At 40.5% G+C, this 15462-nt stretch carries 18 protein-coding genes; 4 read left to right on the top strand and 14 right to left on the bottom strand.

The window, feature by feature from the left end; translation table 11 throughout:
- Nucleotide 1: 1 nt before the first annotated feature.
- From WDB87_RS10605 to murJ, 11 genes are all read right to left on the bottom strand, one after another.
- A complete protein-coding gene (locus tag WDB87_RS10605; RefSeq protein ID WP_273609765.1) occupies nucleotides 2-505 on the bottom strand; it encodes a pilus assembly protein PilX in 504 nt (167 codons plus the stop codon).
- Nucleotides 493-1488 carry a PilW family protein gene (locus WDB87_RS10600; protein ID WP_273609766.1) on the bottom strand — a complete coding sequence of 332 codons (996 nt, stop codon included), beginning with the start codon at nucleotides 1486-1488 and terminating at the stop codon, nucleotides 493-495. Before WDB87_RS10600 ends, WDB87_RS10605 begins: the two co-directional genes overlap by 13 nt.
- A 1-nt stretch (nucleotide 1489) precedes the next feature.
- The gene (gene pilV / locus WDB87_RS10595; RefSeq protein WP_273609767.1) at nucleotides 1490-2050 is read right to left on the bottom strand and encodes a type IV pilus modification protein PilV; all 561 of its coding nucleotides are present in this window, start codon (nucleotides 2048-2050) and stop codon (nucleotides 1490-1492) included.
- Between the two features lie 107 nt (nucleotides 2051-2157).
- A complete protein-coding gene (locus WDB87_RS10590; RefSeq protein ID WP_337849853.1) occupies nucleotides 2158-2862 on the bottom strand; it encodes a LytR/AlgR family response regulator transcription factor in 705 nt (234 codons plus the stop codon).
- The gene (locus tag WDB87_RS10585) at nucleotides 2859-3893 is read right to left on the bottom strand and encodes a sensor histidine kinase (protein ID WP_337849852.1); all 1035 of its coding nucleotides are present in this window, start codon (nucleotides 3891-3893) and stop codon (nucleotides 2859-2861) included. Before WDB87_RS10585 ends, WDB87_RS10590 begins: the two co-directional genes overlap by 4 nt.
- A gap of 40 nt (nucleotides 3894-3933) precedes the next feature.
- Entirely contained in the window at nucleotides 3934-4863 is a 930-nt protein-coding gene (ispH, locus tag WDB87_RS10580; protein WP_273609770.1) for a 4-hydroxy-3-methylbut-2-enyl diphosphate reductase, read from the bottom strand.
- The gene (gene fkpB / locus WDB87_RS10575) at nucleotides 4863-5303 is read right to left on the bottom strand and encodes an FKBP-type peptidyl-prolyl cis-trans isomerase (protein WP_004588360.1); all 441 of its coding nucleotides are present in this window, start codon (nucleotides 5301-5303) and stop codon (nucleotides 4863-4865) included. Before fkpB ends, ispH begins: the two co-directional genes overlap by 1 nt.
- Complete coding sequence (lspA, locus tag WDB87_RS10570) at nucleotides 5300-5800, bottom strand: signal peptidase II (protein ID WP_089348231.1); 501 nt, start codon at nucleotides 5798-5800, stop codon at nucleotides 5300-5302. Before lspA ends, fkpB begins: the two co-directional genes overlap by 4 nt.
- A gap of 12 nt (nucleotides 5801-5812) precedes the next feature.
- Complete coding sequence (ileS, locus tag WDB87_RS10565; protein WP_273609771.1) at nucleotides 5813-8641, bottom strand: isoleucine--tRNA ligase; 2829 nt, start codon at nucleotides 8639-8641, stop codon at nucleotides 5813-5815.
- A gap of 29 nt (nucleotides 8642-8670) precedes the next feature.
- Complete coding sequence (gene ribF / locus WDB87_RS10560) at nucleotides 8671-9597, bottom strand: bifunctional riboflavin kinase/FAD synthetase (RefSeq protein WP_273609772.1); 927 nt, start codon at nucleotides 9595-9597, stop codon at nucleotides 8671-8673.
- A gap of 84 nt (nucleotides 9598-9681) precedes the next feature.
- Entirely contained in the window at nucleotides 9682-11220 is a 1539-nt protein-coding gene (gene murJ / locus WDB87_RS10555) for a murein biosynthesis integral membrane protein MurJ (RefSeq protein WP_374761383.1), read from the bottom strand.
- Between the two features lie 294 nt (nucleotides 11221-11514).
- Here murJ and rpsT point away from each other — a divergent pair, with 294 nt between their 5' ends.
- Nucleotides 11515-11775 (top strand): 30S ribosomal protein S20, encoded by a 261-nt coding sequence (rpsT, locus tag WDB87_RS10550; protein WP_004588355.1) that lies wholly within the window; start codon nucleotides 11515-11517, stop codon nucleotides 11773-11775.
- Between the two features lie 326 nt (nucleotides 11776-12101).
- Here the strand turns inward: rpsT and WDB87_RS10545 are convergent, their stop codons facing one another.
- On the bottom strand, nucleotides 12102-12485 hold the full coding sequence (locus WDB87_RS10545; RefSeq protein ID WP_273609774.1) for a response regulator: 384 nt from the start codon (nucleotides 12483-12485) through the stop codon (nucleotides 12102-12104).
- 102 nt (nucleotides 12486-12587) lie between these two features.
- Between WDB87_RS10545 and WDB87_RS10540 the strand changes: the two genes are divergently transcribed.
- The 3 genes from WDB87_RS10540 (at nucleotide 12588) to smrA (ending at nucleotide 14090) form a co-directional block, all read left to right on the top strand.
- Entirely contained in the window at nucleotides 12588-13028 is a 441-nt protein-coding gene (locus WDB87_RS10540) for a hypothetical protein (RefSeq protein WP_337849851.1), read from the top strand.
- A 106-nt stretch (nucleotides 13029-13134) separates the two neighbouring features.
- The gene (locus WDB87_RS10535; RefSeq protein WP_286244910.1) at nucleotides 13135-13380 is read left to right on the top strand and encodes a hypothetical protein; all 246 of its coding nucleotides are present in this window, start codon (nucleotides 13135-13137) and stop codon (nucleotides 13378-13380) included.
- Nucleotides 13381-13508: 128 nt separating this feature from the next.
- Entirely contained in the window at nucleotides 13509-14090 is a 582-nt protein-coding gene (smrA, locus tag WDB87_RS10530; protein ID WP_273609777.1) for a DNA endonuclease SmrA, read from the top strand.
- Between the two features lie 208 nt (nucleotides 14091-14298).
- Here the strand turns inward: smrA and WDB87_RS10525 are convergent, their stop codons facing one another.
- Together WDB87_RS10525 and WDB87_RS10520 are read right to left on the bottom strand one after the other, a co-directional pair.
- Entirely contained in the window at nucleotides 14299-14445 is a 147-nt protein-coding gene (locus WDB87_RS10525; RefSeq protein ID WP_273609778.1) for a hypothetical protein, read from the bottom strand.
- A 95-nt stretch (nucleotides 14446-14540) separates the two neighbouring features.
- Nucleotides 14541-15461 (bottom strand): 2-hydroxyacid dehydrogenase, encoded by a 921-nt coding sequence (locus WDB87_RS10520; protein ID WP_286244911.1) that lies wholly within the window; start codon nucleotides 15459-15461, stop codon nucleotides 14541-14543.
- Between the last annotated feature and the right edge of the window lies 1 nt (nucleotide 15462).

Here is a 15462-nt window from a genome sequence, read left to right as displayed (position 1 = left end):
TTTAAATCCCCTTACTTATACTGGCCATTTCTTGAGCAACACCGGTTACAATTGTAAGTTCGTGTTTTGCTTTAGAGCCGTATTTAATAGTGGTAGAAACTTGCAACATGTTGCACGATATACCCGCAGTAAAATTAAATCTGCGGGGACACTCTAAATCAAGTGCCCCCTGATTTAGGTTTACCATTTTACTTTGCATATCGTCATGCGCGGCGATGACCATTCCCTCATCGTCTGCGCCTGCATGGCTTGATACTTCATCTGGCGTTAAAAAAAACTGATTAGCAGCGCCTTTGCTTGCTTCATCAGAAATCATACGCTGTACTTCACCAATAAGCTCATTTTCAGCCACTTCGCGCTCTTGGGCTGCATTGGTAATTTTTATGTCAACGCTACTACTGCTCATTAATGTAACGGCAATACCCGTTACTGCAATAACCATAATGAGGGCTGTAATAAGCACTACACCTTGTTGTTTATTTGCGTGTTGACTTAGATACGCCATAAATTTGCTCCCACGTTATTTAAACGAATGGTGGTGGTAAATACTGTTCTTCTGTAAGAGTCGTTAAAAGTAAGCTCTCGAGCGTCTTCATCTTCACCTAAAATATAGGTTTGATTTTTTATTTTAAGACCTGGATCTGGCTGCAGTGCTCTTACTAATAAAAAAACTTGCACTGTTAAGATGCTTTTTCGGTTTTCCCAATCAAAGTGCTGCATGTCGTCAATACTTCGGTACGAATCAACACGGCTATCACTGTCTGTATCTAAACCAAAAACAAAGCGCATGTTTTCAACGCCCTCCATAATTGTTTCGGCTTTCATATTGGCGCCATTTAAGCGTTTACGCATTAATGCTGGCACTTTAAGGCTTTTATTGTTTACCGTATAAGTTTGCTCTGCGAGGTAATAAACATGGTGACTATAAGGCCACACTGTGGCATTTACGTTTAAACTACCTGCACCTACAACGCCTCGAGCAAACTCAGCGCTTTCTTGCTCAGCTATAAAATAGTTTTCACCTGCTTGTGTTTCGTTCGTAGTGCCATCTACAGTTAGCTGCTCGCCTTGTAAAAACTTAATTTGTAAAATATCAGTTCCTGCTATGGGCTTACTTATGCAGTTAAGCTCGCTTGTTGAACTGGCTTCTTTTGCATAAATAGTTCTGAAATTACTAGCGGATGCTAAATCTGGGAAGCTACCGTTATTAAGCCCTTCAAAGCAATCCCCCCCGGGGTTAGCCAACGTTTGTGTGTTTGCTGCAGTAAATGAATCATCGTAGTAAGTGCCCCAAAAGCCCACTTGCTCAATATCACGCTGCATTATATTAATGGCTAACCGGCCAGACTCTTGTAGCTCGCCTATTGTCATTGTGTCTTTTGTGGTTACTTTCATGCCAATATAGGTAAACATCACCCCGCCTAAAATAAGCCCACCAATAAATAATGAAATCATCATTTCGATTAGTGTAAAACCTTTTTGTCTCATCTTAGCTCCTTAGGTATATATAGCTATTTAATGCAACCAAACGGCGTTTTTTGTCATCAGTACCGCATTTAAGTGCTTTGGTTTCATCATTAGCATTAAACTCTTGGCGGCCTTGCCAAGACACTATGACTTCAATATTAAACCCACGCCCGCCCGTACCTGCTGCGGCCGTAGGATTTATACATACAGTGGCATCATCCAATGAGCCTGTGTTTTCGCGCGCACGAATAGCGCGTTTCCATTGCTGTAAATCAAGAGCTGCAACTTGCGCAGCAGTACATGACCCACTAAAACAAGTCGTAGAGGTAGTCGTTGATGTTTTACTTGTGAAGGTTTGCGTATATAAAGCAACGAGCTGCGCGGTATCATTTGCTCTAATGCGCTGAATAATATCATTTCCTAACGCTACTGCTGCTGCACGCTGCATAGAGTCAAAGCTTGCCTGTTTAGCTTTTGCTTGCAGTGCAACAGCGCCTAATAAGCCAAAGCTTAAAATAATAAACGCAATCAGCACTTCAATTAAGGTAAAGCCTTTTTGAGGTTTTTTGTGAGGTGAATGCATAGTAAAACCAAATAAATTTTATCTAATTATAAGTTTATGCATTGAAAGTGGTTATGCAATAAATACTAGGACAAGCGGTTAAATTTGTTGATAAACGGTAAACAAAGTTACTGTAGAATATTTTTTACTGTTTTTAGCTCTCGCCTACTCACGCTTAATTGCTCCTTACACCCAGCTAGTTCTACACTATGTACACCTGAGCTTTGGGTATGCAGCGCAACAAGCTTTTGTTTGTTTATAAGGGTATTTCTGTGAATGCGTAACAATAATGTTGGATAGCGTTGCTCAAGCTGCTTTAAACTTTGCTCAATCAGGGCCTCGCCCCCTTGAAATACCATATTGGTGTATTTTTCTTGGGCATTAAAGTAATACACTTGATCAAGTTCAATACTTTTCATTGTACCACCAAGCTGATAACTAATTTTTGTAGATTGCTGTTTTTGCATATGCGCTTTATTTAAACGCCCTACTTGCCCTAACACTTTATTTAATGCCTGTTCAGTAACTGGTTTTACTAAGTACCCTGCGGCACTGAGCTGTAGCGCATCAAGTGCATGCTCGGGGTAAGCGGTTACAAATACTATTGCCGGTGGCACACTTAGCGTATTTAGTTTCTGTGCTACTTCTAGGCCATTAATACCCGGCATATCTATATCTAAAAACACCAAATCGGGTTGAACCTGCTTAATAATAGCAAGCCCCTGCGCGCCGTTATCACCTTCGCCTTTAACTAAAATATGCTCGTTGTGCTGCAGTAGCCGCTTTATTCTAGCGCGAGCTAGCGGTTCATCATCAATAATTACAACATTCATTGGGGGTTCTCAAACTGCTTAGGGATCACCACTTTTACTCTAAATACATCCTCTTTTTGTGTGATCGTTAGTTGTGCTTTTTCTTTGTAATAGATAAACAATCGCTGACGAATATTTTCGAGAGCCATACCGTTATTTGGTCTTTTTAACGCTTCATTGTGAGTGATTGGGTTAGAAACAATTAATGTTAAATACCCTGTTGTTACATGTAGCTCAACACGAATAACGGCCCCTGTCTCACTGGGCTCTACACCATGGCATACCGCATTTTCTATTAACGGCTGAAGGGTTAAGCACGGTATATCAAGGTCAGGTAAATCAGCAGGTACATGCCAGTTAACCTTTAAGCGGTTGCCAAAACGCCATGTTTCAAGCGCAACATATTGTTTTGATAAGGTCAGCTCATCTTCAAGTGAAACGCGCTGCCCCGAGCGCATAGCCGCTTGCGACAGCGCCGCAAGCGCAAGTATTGCTTGCTCTGCAGCATCGGCATCGTGGTGTGTTAGCTCGGCAGCAGTATTAAGGCTATTGTACAAAAAATGAGGGCGAATTCTGGCTTGCAAAGCATCAAGCTCCGCGCGAGAGAGCGCTTTTGTTTGCTGCTCTTTTTCGAAATAAATCATTAAAAACTGTACAAATAAAGCCGTAATCAAAAAAACAATTAAGCAGTTTCGTAGTACAAAATAAATGCTCGTTTCATTATTTGCAATATCTAAAAAGTAGCGGGCACACAGTACACTAAATAAAGCGGTACTGACTAAAAAGGAAATAAAAAAAGCAAAAAGTTGGGTGGTTTGCGACTTTTTTTGTAAAACACGCCGAAAAGAGTATAAAACAGAAATACTGACCAAAACGGTCATATGAGAAAATAAACTAATTACGCCAAGGCTTTGCCAGCTATCCCCTTCAACAAAAGGAGCAAACGCTAAAATAGTAGCAACAACTTGGGTAACAATAAGCGAGGCAAGTACCCCTCGCTCATTAAAAAGAGCCGAAAAAAGCAATGTTTCACCTTGCGGCAACTTGCTCATAACGGCTCTCCTTGTAATCTAAATAATTAATTTATATAGATTAACGCAGCTCAACAGGAACGGCAAATACGATATTCTCTTCTTCACCTGGGTTTTCTACTACCTGCTTGCCACCTAGCTCTTTTAAACGTGCAATAACTTGTTGTACAAGCACTTCTGGCGCAGAGGCACCAGCCGTAACACCAACAGACTTAGACTCACAAACCCATTGCTCTTGCACATCAGTTGCATCATCAATTAAATAAGCCGTAGTGCCCATTTTATCTGCAAGTTCACGTAAACGGTTAGAGTTAGAGCTGTTTTTTGCCCCCACAACTAACAGCACATCTACTTTGTCTGCTAAATCACGCACAGCATCTTGGCGGTTTTGTGTGGCATAACAAATATCATCTTTGCGCGGGCCATCAATTGCGGGGAATTTTTCGCGCAACGCATCAATTACATCTGCAGTGTCATCTACCGAAAGCGTAGTTTGGCTACAATAAAATAGGTTATCAGCATTTTTAACGTTAAGTTTGGCAACATCTTCAGCGGTTTCTACAAGGTAAATACCACCGTCGTTATTATCATACTGCCCCATAGTACCCTCTACTTCTGGGTGACCATGGTGACCAATTAAAATACACTCAATACCTTTACGGCTCGCACGCGTTACTTCCATATGCACTTTAGTAACTAATGGGCATGTTGCATCAAATACTTTTAAATCGCGGCGTTTAGCTTCTGAGCGAACTGCTTGCGATACTCCGTGGGCGCTAAAAATAACAATGCTGTCATCAGGTACTTGGTCTAGCTCTTCAACAAATACGGCACCACGGTTTTTTAAACCATCTACTACGTAGCGGTTATGAACGACCTCGTGGCGTACGTAAATTGGCTTTTCAAAAATATCTAAAGCGCGCTCTACTATGCTAATTGCACGATCTACCCCTGCACAAAAGCCTCGTGGGTTCGCTAATAAAATATCCATTAGCCTTGCACCTCAATAATGTCTACTTCAAACGTTAAACGTTGCCCTGCTAACGGATGATTAAAATCTATAGTAACCGACTCACCTTGCACTTCACGAACCAGTCCTGGCAGCTCAGTACCATCTGGCTGAGTAAAGGCAATAATAGCGCCGACTTTAGCGGGTGTTTCTGCACCAAATTTACTGCGTTCTACATAGTAAATATTATCTGGATTAGGTTGGCCAAAGGCGTCCTCTGGCTCAAGCTCAAACGTTTTGCTTTCGCCTGCACTTAAACCTAGTAAGCACTTTTCAAAATTAGCCGTTAAGCTGCCATCACCCATCGTTAGCTTGGCCGGTTTATTATGCACCTTAGTTGAGTCTGCGGCAGAGCCATCTTCTAGTTTAATAGAAAAGTGAAAAATAACCTCTGAGTTTTCACCAATTACAGCTTGGCTCATGCTTTATGCTCCTTCGGACTTTCGCCTGTAAAGGCATCAAATAATAATAATGCGGCACCAATACAAATTGCACAGTCGGCAATATTAAATACTGGAAAATGCGAGTTTTTATAAAACACATGTATAAAGTCAATTACATAGCCATATGCAACACGGTCATATAAATTACCAATAGCACCGGCAAGTACTAATGCATAGGCGCTACACAGTATTTTATTCGTCGCTGGTAAACGCTTTAACCACCACACCAGTAGCGCACTAATAGCAATGGCAATAAAGCTTAAAAACCAACGCTGCCAACCGCCCGCTTCGCTTAAAAAGCTATAGGCTGCACCATAATTATGGACGTAAGTAATACTAAAAACGGGTAGTAAATTAATCGACTCTTGATAAGCCATGGTATTTACAACAAGTGTTTTGCTGGCAAAGTCTATTACAAGTAGTAATAGACTTAACCAAAGCCACACTAAACCACTTTTTTGGGCTAGTTTGCTCACTGAGTAAAACTCCTAAGCGAATTGACGCTTTTCACCTTCGCCGTCAACATTGCTTACACAACGACCACAAATTTCAGGGTGAGCAGGTTCTGAACCTACATCATCACTGTAATGCCAACAACGCTCACATTTAGTTGCATCTGTGGCTGCTACGCTAATGTATAAACCTTCAATTTCGGTTGTTTGCGTATCACTTGGCTGGCTATCTACTGCAGATACATTCACCGCAGACGTTAGTAATACAAAACGTAACTCATCACCTAATGCTGCTAACTTATCAGCCAGTGCTTTTTCGGCGTATAAGTCAACGCTCGCTTGCAGCGTTGCACCAATAACTTCTTCTTTACGGGCTGCTTCTAGTACGCGGTTTACTTCGTCACGTACATTTAGAATCGCTTGCCAGTCATCGTTGCTAAATTGGCTGTTTGTCGGTGCGTGTAGACCGTCGTACCATACTGATGTAAATACGTAATCGCTACGCTCACCCGGTAATGCTTCCCAGATTTCTTGCGCTGTAAAGCTCATAATTGGTGCCATCCAACGCGTCATTGCTTCAGCAATATGGTAAAGCGCAGTTTGACAAGAACGACGTGCATGACTGTCGCTTTTCGCTGTGTACTGGCGGTCTTTAATTACATCTAAGTAGAACGAACCAAGCTCACCTGTACAGAAGTTCATTAGCTTTTGCGTAACTAATAGCATTTGGTAGCTATCGTAGGCTGCTAAAATTTCTTCTTGTAATTGGGCTGCACGGCCAACAATCCACTTATCCAGCTCAACCATATCATCAACAGCAACTTGATCTGTTTTTGGATCAAAACCACTTAGGTTAGCTAATAAGTAACGGCTGGTGTTACGAATACGGCGGTAGCGGTCTGCAGAGCGTTTAAATATTTCATCCGATACCGTCATTTCGGCGGTGTAATCGGTAGAGGCTACCCATAAACGTAAAATGTCAGCGCCAAGTTTATTCATCACGTTTTGTGGTGAAATAACGTTGCCTAACGACTTTGACATTTTGCGGCCGTTTTCATCTACGGTAAAGCCATGCGTTAGTACCTGCTTGTAAGGTGCGTGACCGTTAATCGCAACTGAGGTCATCATTGATGACATAAACCAACCACGGTGCTGATCAGAACCCTCTAGGTATAAATCGGCTGGGCCAACTAACTCTTCACGTGCATCAACAACACATGCATGTGTTACGCCCGAATCAAACCATACATCTAACGTATCTTGTACTTTCATGTATTGCTTGGCATCTTCTTCGCCTAACAAGGTTGCTGGCTCTAGGTCATACCAAGCTTGAATGCCTGATTTTTCTACTAGTTCTGCAGCTTGCTCAATAAGCGCTTGCGTATTTGGGTGTAAAGCACCGGTGTCTTTATCAACAAATAAAGCAATTGGCACACCCCAAGTACGTTGGCGTGAAATACACCAATCTGGGCGACCTTCAACCATGTTTGCAATGCGGCTTTCGCCCCACTCTGGCAACCATTGCGTGTTTTTAATTTCGCTTAACGAGTCTTGACGTAAGTTAGCCTGATCCATGCTTACAAACCACTGCGGTGTAGCACGGAAAATAATAGGCGTTTTGTGGCGCCAACAATGCGGGTAGCTATGCGTAAGCGCATGATGATGCATTAAAGCACCGCGCTCTGTTAGTACGTCAATTACACTGGCATTTGCTTTAAATACATGCTGACCAGCAAATAACTCTGTGTCTGGTAAATAAACACCATTAGCACCTACAGGGTTTGCTACTTCAAGGTTGTAATTTAAGCCTGCCGCGAAATCTTCTTGACCATGGCCTGGCGCGGTATGTACCACACCCGTACCTGAGTCAGTAGTAACGTGGTCTGCTACAATTACCGGTACATCAAAATCGTAAAATGGGTGAGCAACCTGTAAGTTTTCAAGTGCTGCACCTTTAACATAACCTAGTACGTGGAAATGATTAAAGCCATAACGGTCCATTGCATCTTTAACAAGCTCTGAGCCTAAAATTAAACGTTGCTGTGAGCCTTCATCATCTACTTGTACTAAGGCGTACTCTAAATCTGCATGCACAGCTACGGCACGGTTAGCGGGTAAGGTCCACGGTGTTGTAGTCCAAATAACAGTACCTACACTGCCTTGCCCTTCATGACCATCGGCTAAATCAAAGGCATTAACAACCGCATCTTGATCGGCAAATGTAAAACGTACGTCAATCGCTGGTGATTGCTTATCTTGGTATTCTACTTCAGCTTCTGCTAATGCAGAACCACAGTCTGTACACCAATGCACAGGCTTAGCACCTTTATGAAGGTGGCCATTTTTAATAATACGACCAAGCACGCGAATAGCGTTTGCTTCAAAGTCATAGTTCATTGTTAAGTAAGGTTTGTCCCAATCGCCAAACACACCTAAACGTTTAAAGTCTACTTTTTGACCTTCAACTTGCTTTTTAGCGTAAGCACGGCATTTTTCACGAAACTCGCTCGCGGTTACTTTAACGCCTGGCTTGCCTACTTTTTTCTCAACCATTAACTCAATTGGCAAACCATGACAGTCCCAACCAGGTACATAAGGTGCATCAAAGTCAGATAAAGTTTTAGACTTAACAATAATGTCTTTTAAAATTTTATTTACTGAGTGGCCTAAATGGATATCGCCGTTTGCATACGGAGGGCCGTCATGCAAAATAAAGGTTTTTTTACCTTTTTTAGCGCTGCGAATTTGACCGTACAGGTCGTCTTCATACCATGCTTTAAGCATTTTTGGTTCACGTTGTGCCAAATTGCCACGCATTGGAAACTGTGTTTCCGGTAAATTCAAAGTATGTTTGTAGTCGCTCATTAATCCTACTTTCCGTATCTATCGGCTACCTAATTTAAACCAAAACACTGTTTTGCGGCGGCAACGTCGGTTGCTATTTGTGCCGTTAACTGTGTTAATGTCTCGAATTTTTTCTCATTGCGAAGTTTTTTTATTAACTCCACATGCATAAACTGTCCATATATATCGTGTGCAAAGTCAAAAAGATGAACTTCTAACAAAGCACGCGTTCCATTAAAAGTGGGTTTATTACCAATATTGGCTACCCCATAAACCTGTTTTCCGGCAATATTTGCTTTTACTGCAAACACCCCATTTACAGGGCAAACTTGGCGTTTAAGCGCTATATTTGCAGTTCGAAAACCAAGCTCTCGCCCTCTTTTCCAACCATGTATTACACGCCCTGAAATCGCATAATTATGCCCAAGCATTAACTTTGCATTTTCTAAGTCGCCTGCGGCTAATGCTTCACGTATTAGTGTGCTGCTTACTCTAGCATTTAATTGGCGAAAACTCGCGGTGCTTTTTACATCCATGCCCGCTTGTTTGCCCATACTGCGCAGTAAATTAAAATTCCCTTGGCGCTGTTTACCAAATTTAAAATCATCACCTACTGTGAGTGCTTTAACGCCTAGCTTTTTAATTAAAATATCGCTAACAAATTGCTCAGCGTGCATATTGGCAAATTGTTGGTTAAAGCTAATACAAATAACTCGTTCAATACCTAAGTTGCTCAGTAACTTAAGTTTATCGCGTAACCGAGTAAGCCTTGCTGGCGCATTGTTTTTAGCAAAAAACTCTTGCGGCTGCGGCTCAAACAACATTACAGTGCTGGGTAAGCTATGTGCTTTAGCATCAGCTAACAGCCCTTTTAACACTTCGCTATGGCCTAAATGCACACCGTCAAAATTACCAATAGTCAACACACAACCATAATGTTGCGCTCGAATATTGTGTATACCTCTAATTAACTCCATGCCACCTAATGCCTTTTTCAGCGAGTATTATTAACGACTTTAAAATCGTTCAAAACCACAGGGCTGCCGATTATAATCTTTTTTTTAATTTGATTCAGTAGTTGCTACACTTTTTATCGTATTTAGTCTTACACCGAGTAAAAACAGCACCGCAAAGTAACTTATTGCAGCAATTACTAGCAATACAATTAACAACATTACTTGCTCAGAAAAATGCCATGTAGCCCAATAATAACGGCTGCTGATGTACCAAGTTAGCGCGCCCATTACCAAGCTTGCCACTATGCATTTTATGGTAAAGCGTAGGCTCATAGCAGAAAACTGATACACATTTTCTTTTTTAAGTTGCCTGTAAAGTAAAAAAGCGTTGCAGCTGGCCGACATAGACGTTGCTAAAGCAAGCCCTAAATATCCTATAAACGGGGCTAACATGATATTAAATACCATATTAAGCACCAGCGTAATAATACCAATGCGCACAGGTGTTTTGGTATCTTGGCGCGAGTAAAAACCCGGCGCTAATACTTTAATAAGCATAAAGCTAACTAACCCTACCGAGTAGGCAACTACCCCTAAGCTTACCGCTTTGACATGATCAACATCAGCGTCTTTAAATGCACCGTGGTCAAACAGTACAGTAATGATAAGCGGGCTTATAATCATTAAGCCGACCATGGCGGGTATGCCTAAAAAAATGACAAAACGCACACCCCAATCTAACGTATCTTGAAAATCACTGAGCTTTTTACTGCTATGTAATTTAGAAAGTGCGGGTAAAATAACAGTGGCAATACCAATTCCAAATAAACCTAGTGGAAACTCAATTAACCTATCTGAATAATAAAGCCATGCGATAGAGCCCGTCATTAATAGCGAGGCAATCATGGTATCGAGCAGGAGGTTAATTTGGCTTATTGAAACACCAAATAATGCCGGTAGCATAAGCTTACGCACTTTTTTAACGTTGTCGTCTTGCCACGCCCAGCGAGGACGTGCCAACATTTTTGCTCGGTATAAAAATGGTAACTGAAACAACAATTGCACTACACCGCCCACAAATACCCCAATGGCTAACGCATACGCCCCTACGCTAAATTGGTCATGCAATAAAATAGCGCAAGTAATAATTGAAACATTAAGTAATACGGGCGTAAAAGCAGCCACTGCGAAACGGTTATACACATTCATTACCGCACCACTAAGTGCCACCAAACTAACAAATAGCAAATACGGAAAAGTTAACTTTAATAACGAGCTTGCCAGTACAAACTTTTCTGCATTTGGGCCGCCATGCCACCAATCTATAAACCAGCCAGTACCAAATAACGCGGCAATAACAGGCGAGGCAATAACGCCAAAAATAGTCACACAAAGTAAAATTGTGCCCAGCGTGCCGGCAGCCTGTGCTACAAATAGCTTAACCTTATCATCGCCATGGTGCTCTTTAATTTCGCTAAGTACAGGTACAAATGCCTGAGCGAAGGCCCCCTCTGCAAATAGTCGGCGTAAAAAATTGGGAATACGGTTAGCAAATAAAAAAACATCGGCAGCAGCACTGGCGCCTAATAAGTTTGCAACGACGGCATCTCGTACTAACCCTAAAATACGCGATATCATTGTCATACAACTTACAATCATACCGGAGCGAAATAATCCTTTTGACACCTTAAACCTACTTAAAAACCTTTAGTTAACGCGATTATGCCACAGTCTTTTTTATAAATCGCTTTAAAGCACTAGGCTGGGCGTCTGTGCTTTGTTACAATAGCGATATTAACTGCTAAAGCGGCAAATTGATGTTCGTTATAAGGAGCAGTTTTTCTTGAATTGTTAAAATTACATTGACATTCATGATAAAAACAGGCATATTCCACGGCCTTTAATTTAAGCTTTATTTAAGATTGTTAGGAGCAAACCTTGGCTAACATCAAGTCTGCAAAAAAACGCGCTATCACTAGCGAAAAAAACCGTCAGCACAACGCAAGCCGTCGTTCAATGATGCGTACTTACTTCAAAAAAGTAACCGCTGCTATTGAAGCTGGCGATAAAGAAGCTGCACAGCAAGCTTTCTCTGTTGCTACACCTATCCTAGACCGTTACGCAACTAAGGGTCTAATTCATAAAAACAAAGCAGCTCGTCATAAGAGCCGTTTAGCAGCTAAAATTAAAGCGCTATAATTTGTTTTATGATTAAAAAACCGGCTTAGGCCGGTTTTTTTATATTTAAAATTTAGCATTAATACTTTTTAGTGTTAGTAATCCGCATAATCCCATAAGATTTAGCGGATTATACCAATCCGCATAATTAAGTGAGCTATTTTCAGGTTGAAAAAGCGTGTTGGTATCAAGGTAAAAAATTCGCTGTTTAGTTGTTCTCTGCAATTGTTTCTGCATTACTCTGCATCCATGCAGTCGTAAATGAGAGTTTCTTAACGCAGATAGCGACACGTTTAGCCCCTAAAAACGATTAAATTTAATTGTGGATCGGTATTAAATATCTATGGTTAAACGCTTTCTAAATCTGGGTAAAACTTTTTCAACATCGCAGCTATTTTTTTAGGGGTAAATGGCTTAACCACAAATCCCTTAGCGCCTTTATCTATGGCTTCTTTAACATTTTCAACAGCTGAATGAGCCGACACCATTACCACATTGGTTTCAGGGCTAATATCATTAATTTGTGCGATTAACTCTTTACCATCACCGTCAGGCAGCTCAATATCTAAAAAGATCATATTGTAATTAGCTGCTTGGCATTCGCTAATACATTGTTTAGCCGTTGAAGCCTCTTTAACGTTTTCTATTCCTAAGTGCATGAGCGTTTGGCTCAAAAAACTACGCACTGTGCTAACATCATCTACTATTAAAATCGATAGCTGCGTATCCATGTATGTTCCTCGTAGGCTAAAAGCATTGTATAAGTTATTATATAACTAGATATTTAATCATTTTATTATAGAGACCTACGCTAAAAAGGCCAGATTTGCTTTATGTCAAACAACACAAAAAAACAATCATTGCTTGGTAAAACACCACAAAAAAGAAAAGCACCAGTAAAAAAGCCCCGCAATAGGCCGCAAACAGCACCGCAACCTTCAACTAAGCCAACAACATCTACCCCTGCAGAGCTGCCTGTAAAGTCTAAAAAATGGTTACTTATTACGCTGGCTGTAATTTTTGCGGTAGCCATTATTTTTCCAAAACCAACTTTACTCACCTATAAAAAATTAGGGTTAGTGAGTGAAAGTATTTATTGGCCTGGAGTTTTTGGCCATGGCCGTAAATTACTTGACTCAAACTTACACCCGCAGCTAGACGAGAAGCGTAACGCCCTTTATTTATGCGCAGATTTAAAGGCGCCGCAAAGCTGTCAAAAGTATCAACTAATAAAAAATAATGGCTTTTTTGCAGCCCTAACCAGCTACATTTAGCATTAAAAAAACTAATCTGAAAATTTAAAATTACTTGGTTGAAAGGTGTGCAAAAGATCAACATAATGGCGCTCCTTTTTTCAACAACTGAACTATTGAAACGACCATGCTAAACGAGCTAGATTGGCTTTTAAACACTGTATTACTTGCACTAGGTTTAGGTGCATTCTTTATTAACCACATAACAATACTGCGTGTTGCAGCAATTAGTGCATGTGGACTGTTATTTTTGTCTTTTAGCTTGGATTTAATGTCGTCGAGTGTTGTTTCAAATATGAGTTTAGTGTTGATCAATACATTTTACTTGTTCAAAGTGTATACGTTTGGACAATTTAATGTAACGCAGAGTTAACATTTCTCCTTAGAATATTTTATAGCCCAGCCTTGCTGGGCTTTTTTATTTAAAAAATTAAAAGGCTTGGGGAACAGATTGAACTAAGATAAAATTTATCTCGTATTAATCCTCATTTAGGTCTTACTATGTCTTTATCTGATTTCGATTTATTTTTATCTTCTATGGAAGATGTAAAACCTATAAACCACGATACTGTAACTCCTCTTGCAAGTAACCCTAGTGCCACCCTTGCCCAGCAAGAAAAACGCAAAGCTGCTGAGCTTAGCCTTACGAATGATGAAAATTACTTACAAACTGAGCATGTAGAACTTTTAGACCCGCATGCATTACTCAGTTTTAAAAAAGACGGCGTACAAAGCGCTGTATTTAAAAACTTACGCTTAGCTAAATACCAAGTTGATGCCACATTAGATTTGCATGGCCAATTACTTAAAAACGCACGCACAACATTATTTAACTTTATTACTGATTGCCACCAGCGAAACATACGCGTTGTACTAGTACGCCATGGCATTGGTATAAAAAATAAAGCTAAGCCAGGTATACTTAAAAGCTACGTTAATAAGTGGCTACAGGCTCTACCTGCGGTATTGGCGTATCATACGGCCCTTAAGCATCATGGTGGCAGCGGCGCAACGTATGTGTTGCTTAAAAAAAGTGATGAGAAAAAACATGAAAACAGAGAGATACACGCTAAGCGCTTTTAGTGCAAAACTAATGCCTCACTTTTAACAAATAAAGTGGCACTTACTCTGCCCCTTTGGGGTTTAGGGTTCATTTAGGGATGGATAACTTGTAGCGAGATATTTTAAGCTAGTAGAAGAACGCTAAACGCTACTTTACTAGCTTTATAAGCCGAGTAGTTATAATTAAAGCTAAGCCGTAAGTTACATGCTTAATTTCTAAAATTGACTTCTAATCGGTTTGCGTTGTTTGCTCACTTTGGTTTTTACTTTGCGGTATTTGATCTGCACTCGCTTGGTTAAACCATGCCGATACACCCAATACAATAATAGAAACCACAACTAAGCTTAGTTTTACGCCACCTTGACTCGATTTCATACGTTACTCTTATTATTTTTATTATAGGTTTAGCCCTTACATTAATTAAAATTACAAATGTTAACAAGCTGTTTTTTAAACTGTTTGGCTATCTATTAATAACCTTTTGTTCTATTAACTCGATTGTTTAGCTCAAGCCCGCTATTTAAGCGATTAACATTTTCTGCTATTTGCTCTGTAACACTATTTAAGTCTGATATTGCTGCGCAATGTGGAGTAATAGTCACTTTTGGGTGCTGCCAAAATGGGTGAGAGCCTGGTAATGGCTCTTCGGTGAATACATCAAGGGTTGCCGATCTTAAATTATCTGAATCTAGCGCTGATAATAGATCTGGCTCTATAACATGCTCACCCCTTGCTACATTTATTACGCAAGCATGCTTAGGGAGCTTTGCTAATAATTGTGCGTTGATAATTCCTTTAGTTGCCTCAGTAAGTGGCAATAAACACACTAAAAAATCTATTTTGGGCAGCATTTCATCAAGCCCTTGTAATTCGGTGTATAGCTTGACCTGCTCACTTTTTTTAGGCGTTTTAGACCATGCACTTAGCGTAAAGCCATTAATGCGTAACTTATCTGCGCATGCTTTTCCTAATTCACCAAAACCTAAAATACCCACATGTTTATATTTATAGGCGCGTTTAGGCTTCCAGTTACTTTGTGATTGTTTAACAAAGTATTCTTTTAAGCGCAGCTTTTGAGCTAACACATGAGTTAATACATATTCTGCCATGTCCTCGGCTAGTTGCTCATCAACAATACGCACCACATCTACATGCTCATGCAATAGCGACATATTAATACTGTCTACACCCGCGCCAAATGAAGAAACGGCTTTTAAATTAGGCAATCGTTGCCATAGATCATTCGGGGCATTCCAAGCCAGTACAAACTCTACAGCACTGGGGTTTTTACACGATGGCCATTGCTCAATAGTTTCATTAGGTAACAATTCAGTTAGCCTTGCTATTAGTTTTGTATTATCGCGCCCTGAAATGGCAACTAAAACCGACATG

This window comes from Pseudoalteromonas sp. C12FD-1 (genome assembly GCF_037414265.1).
Taxonomy (GTDB): Bacteria; Pseudomonadota; Gammaproteobacteria; order Enterobacterales; family Alteromonadaceae; genus Pseudoalteromonas.
This window is presented reverse-complemented; position numbering and strand designations above follow the sequence as displayed.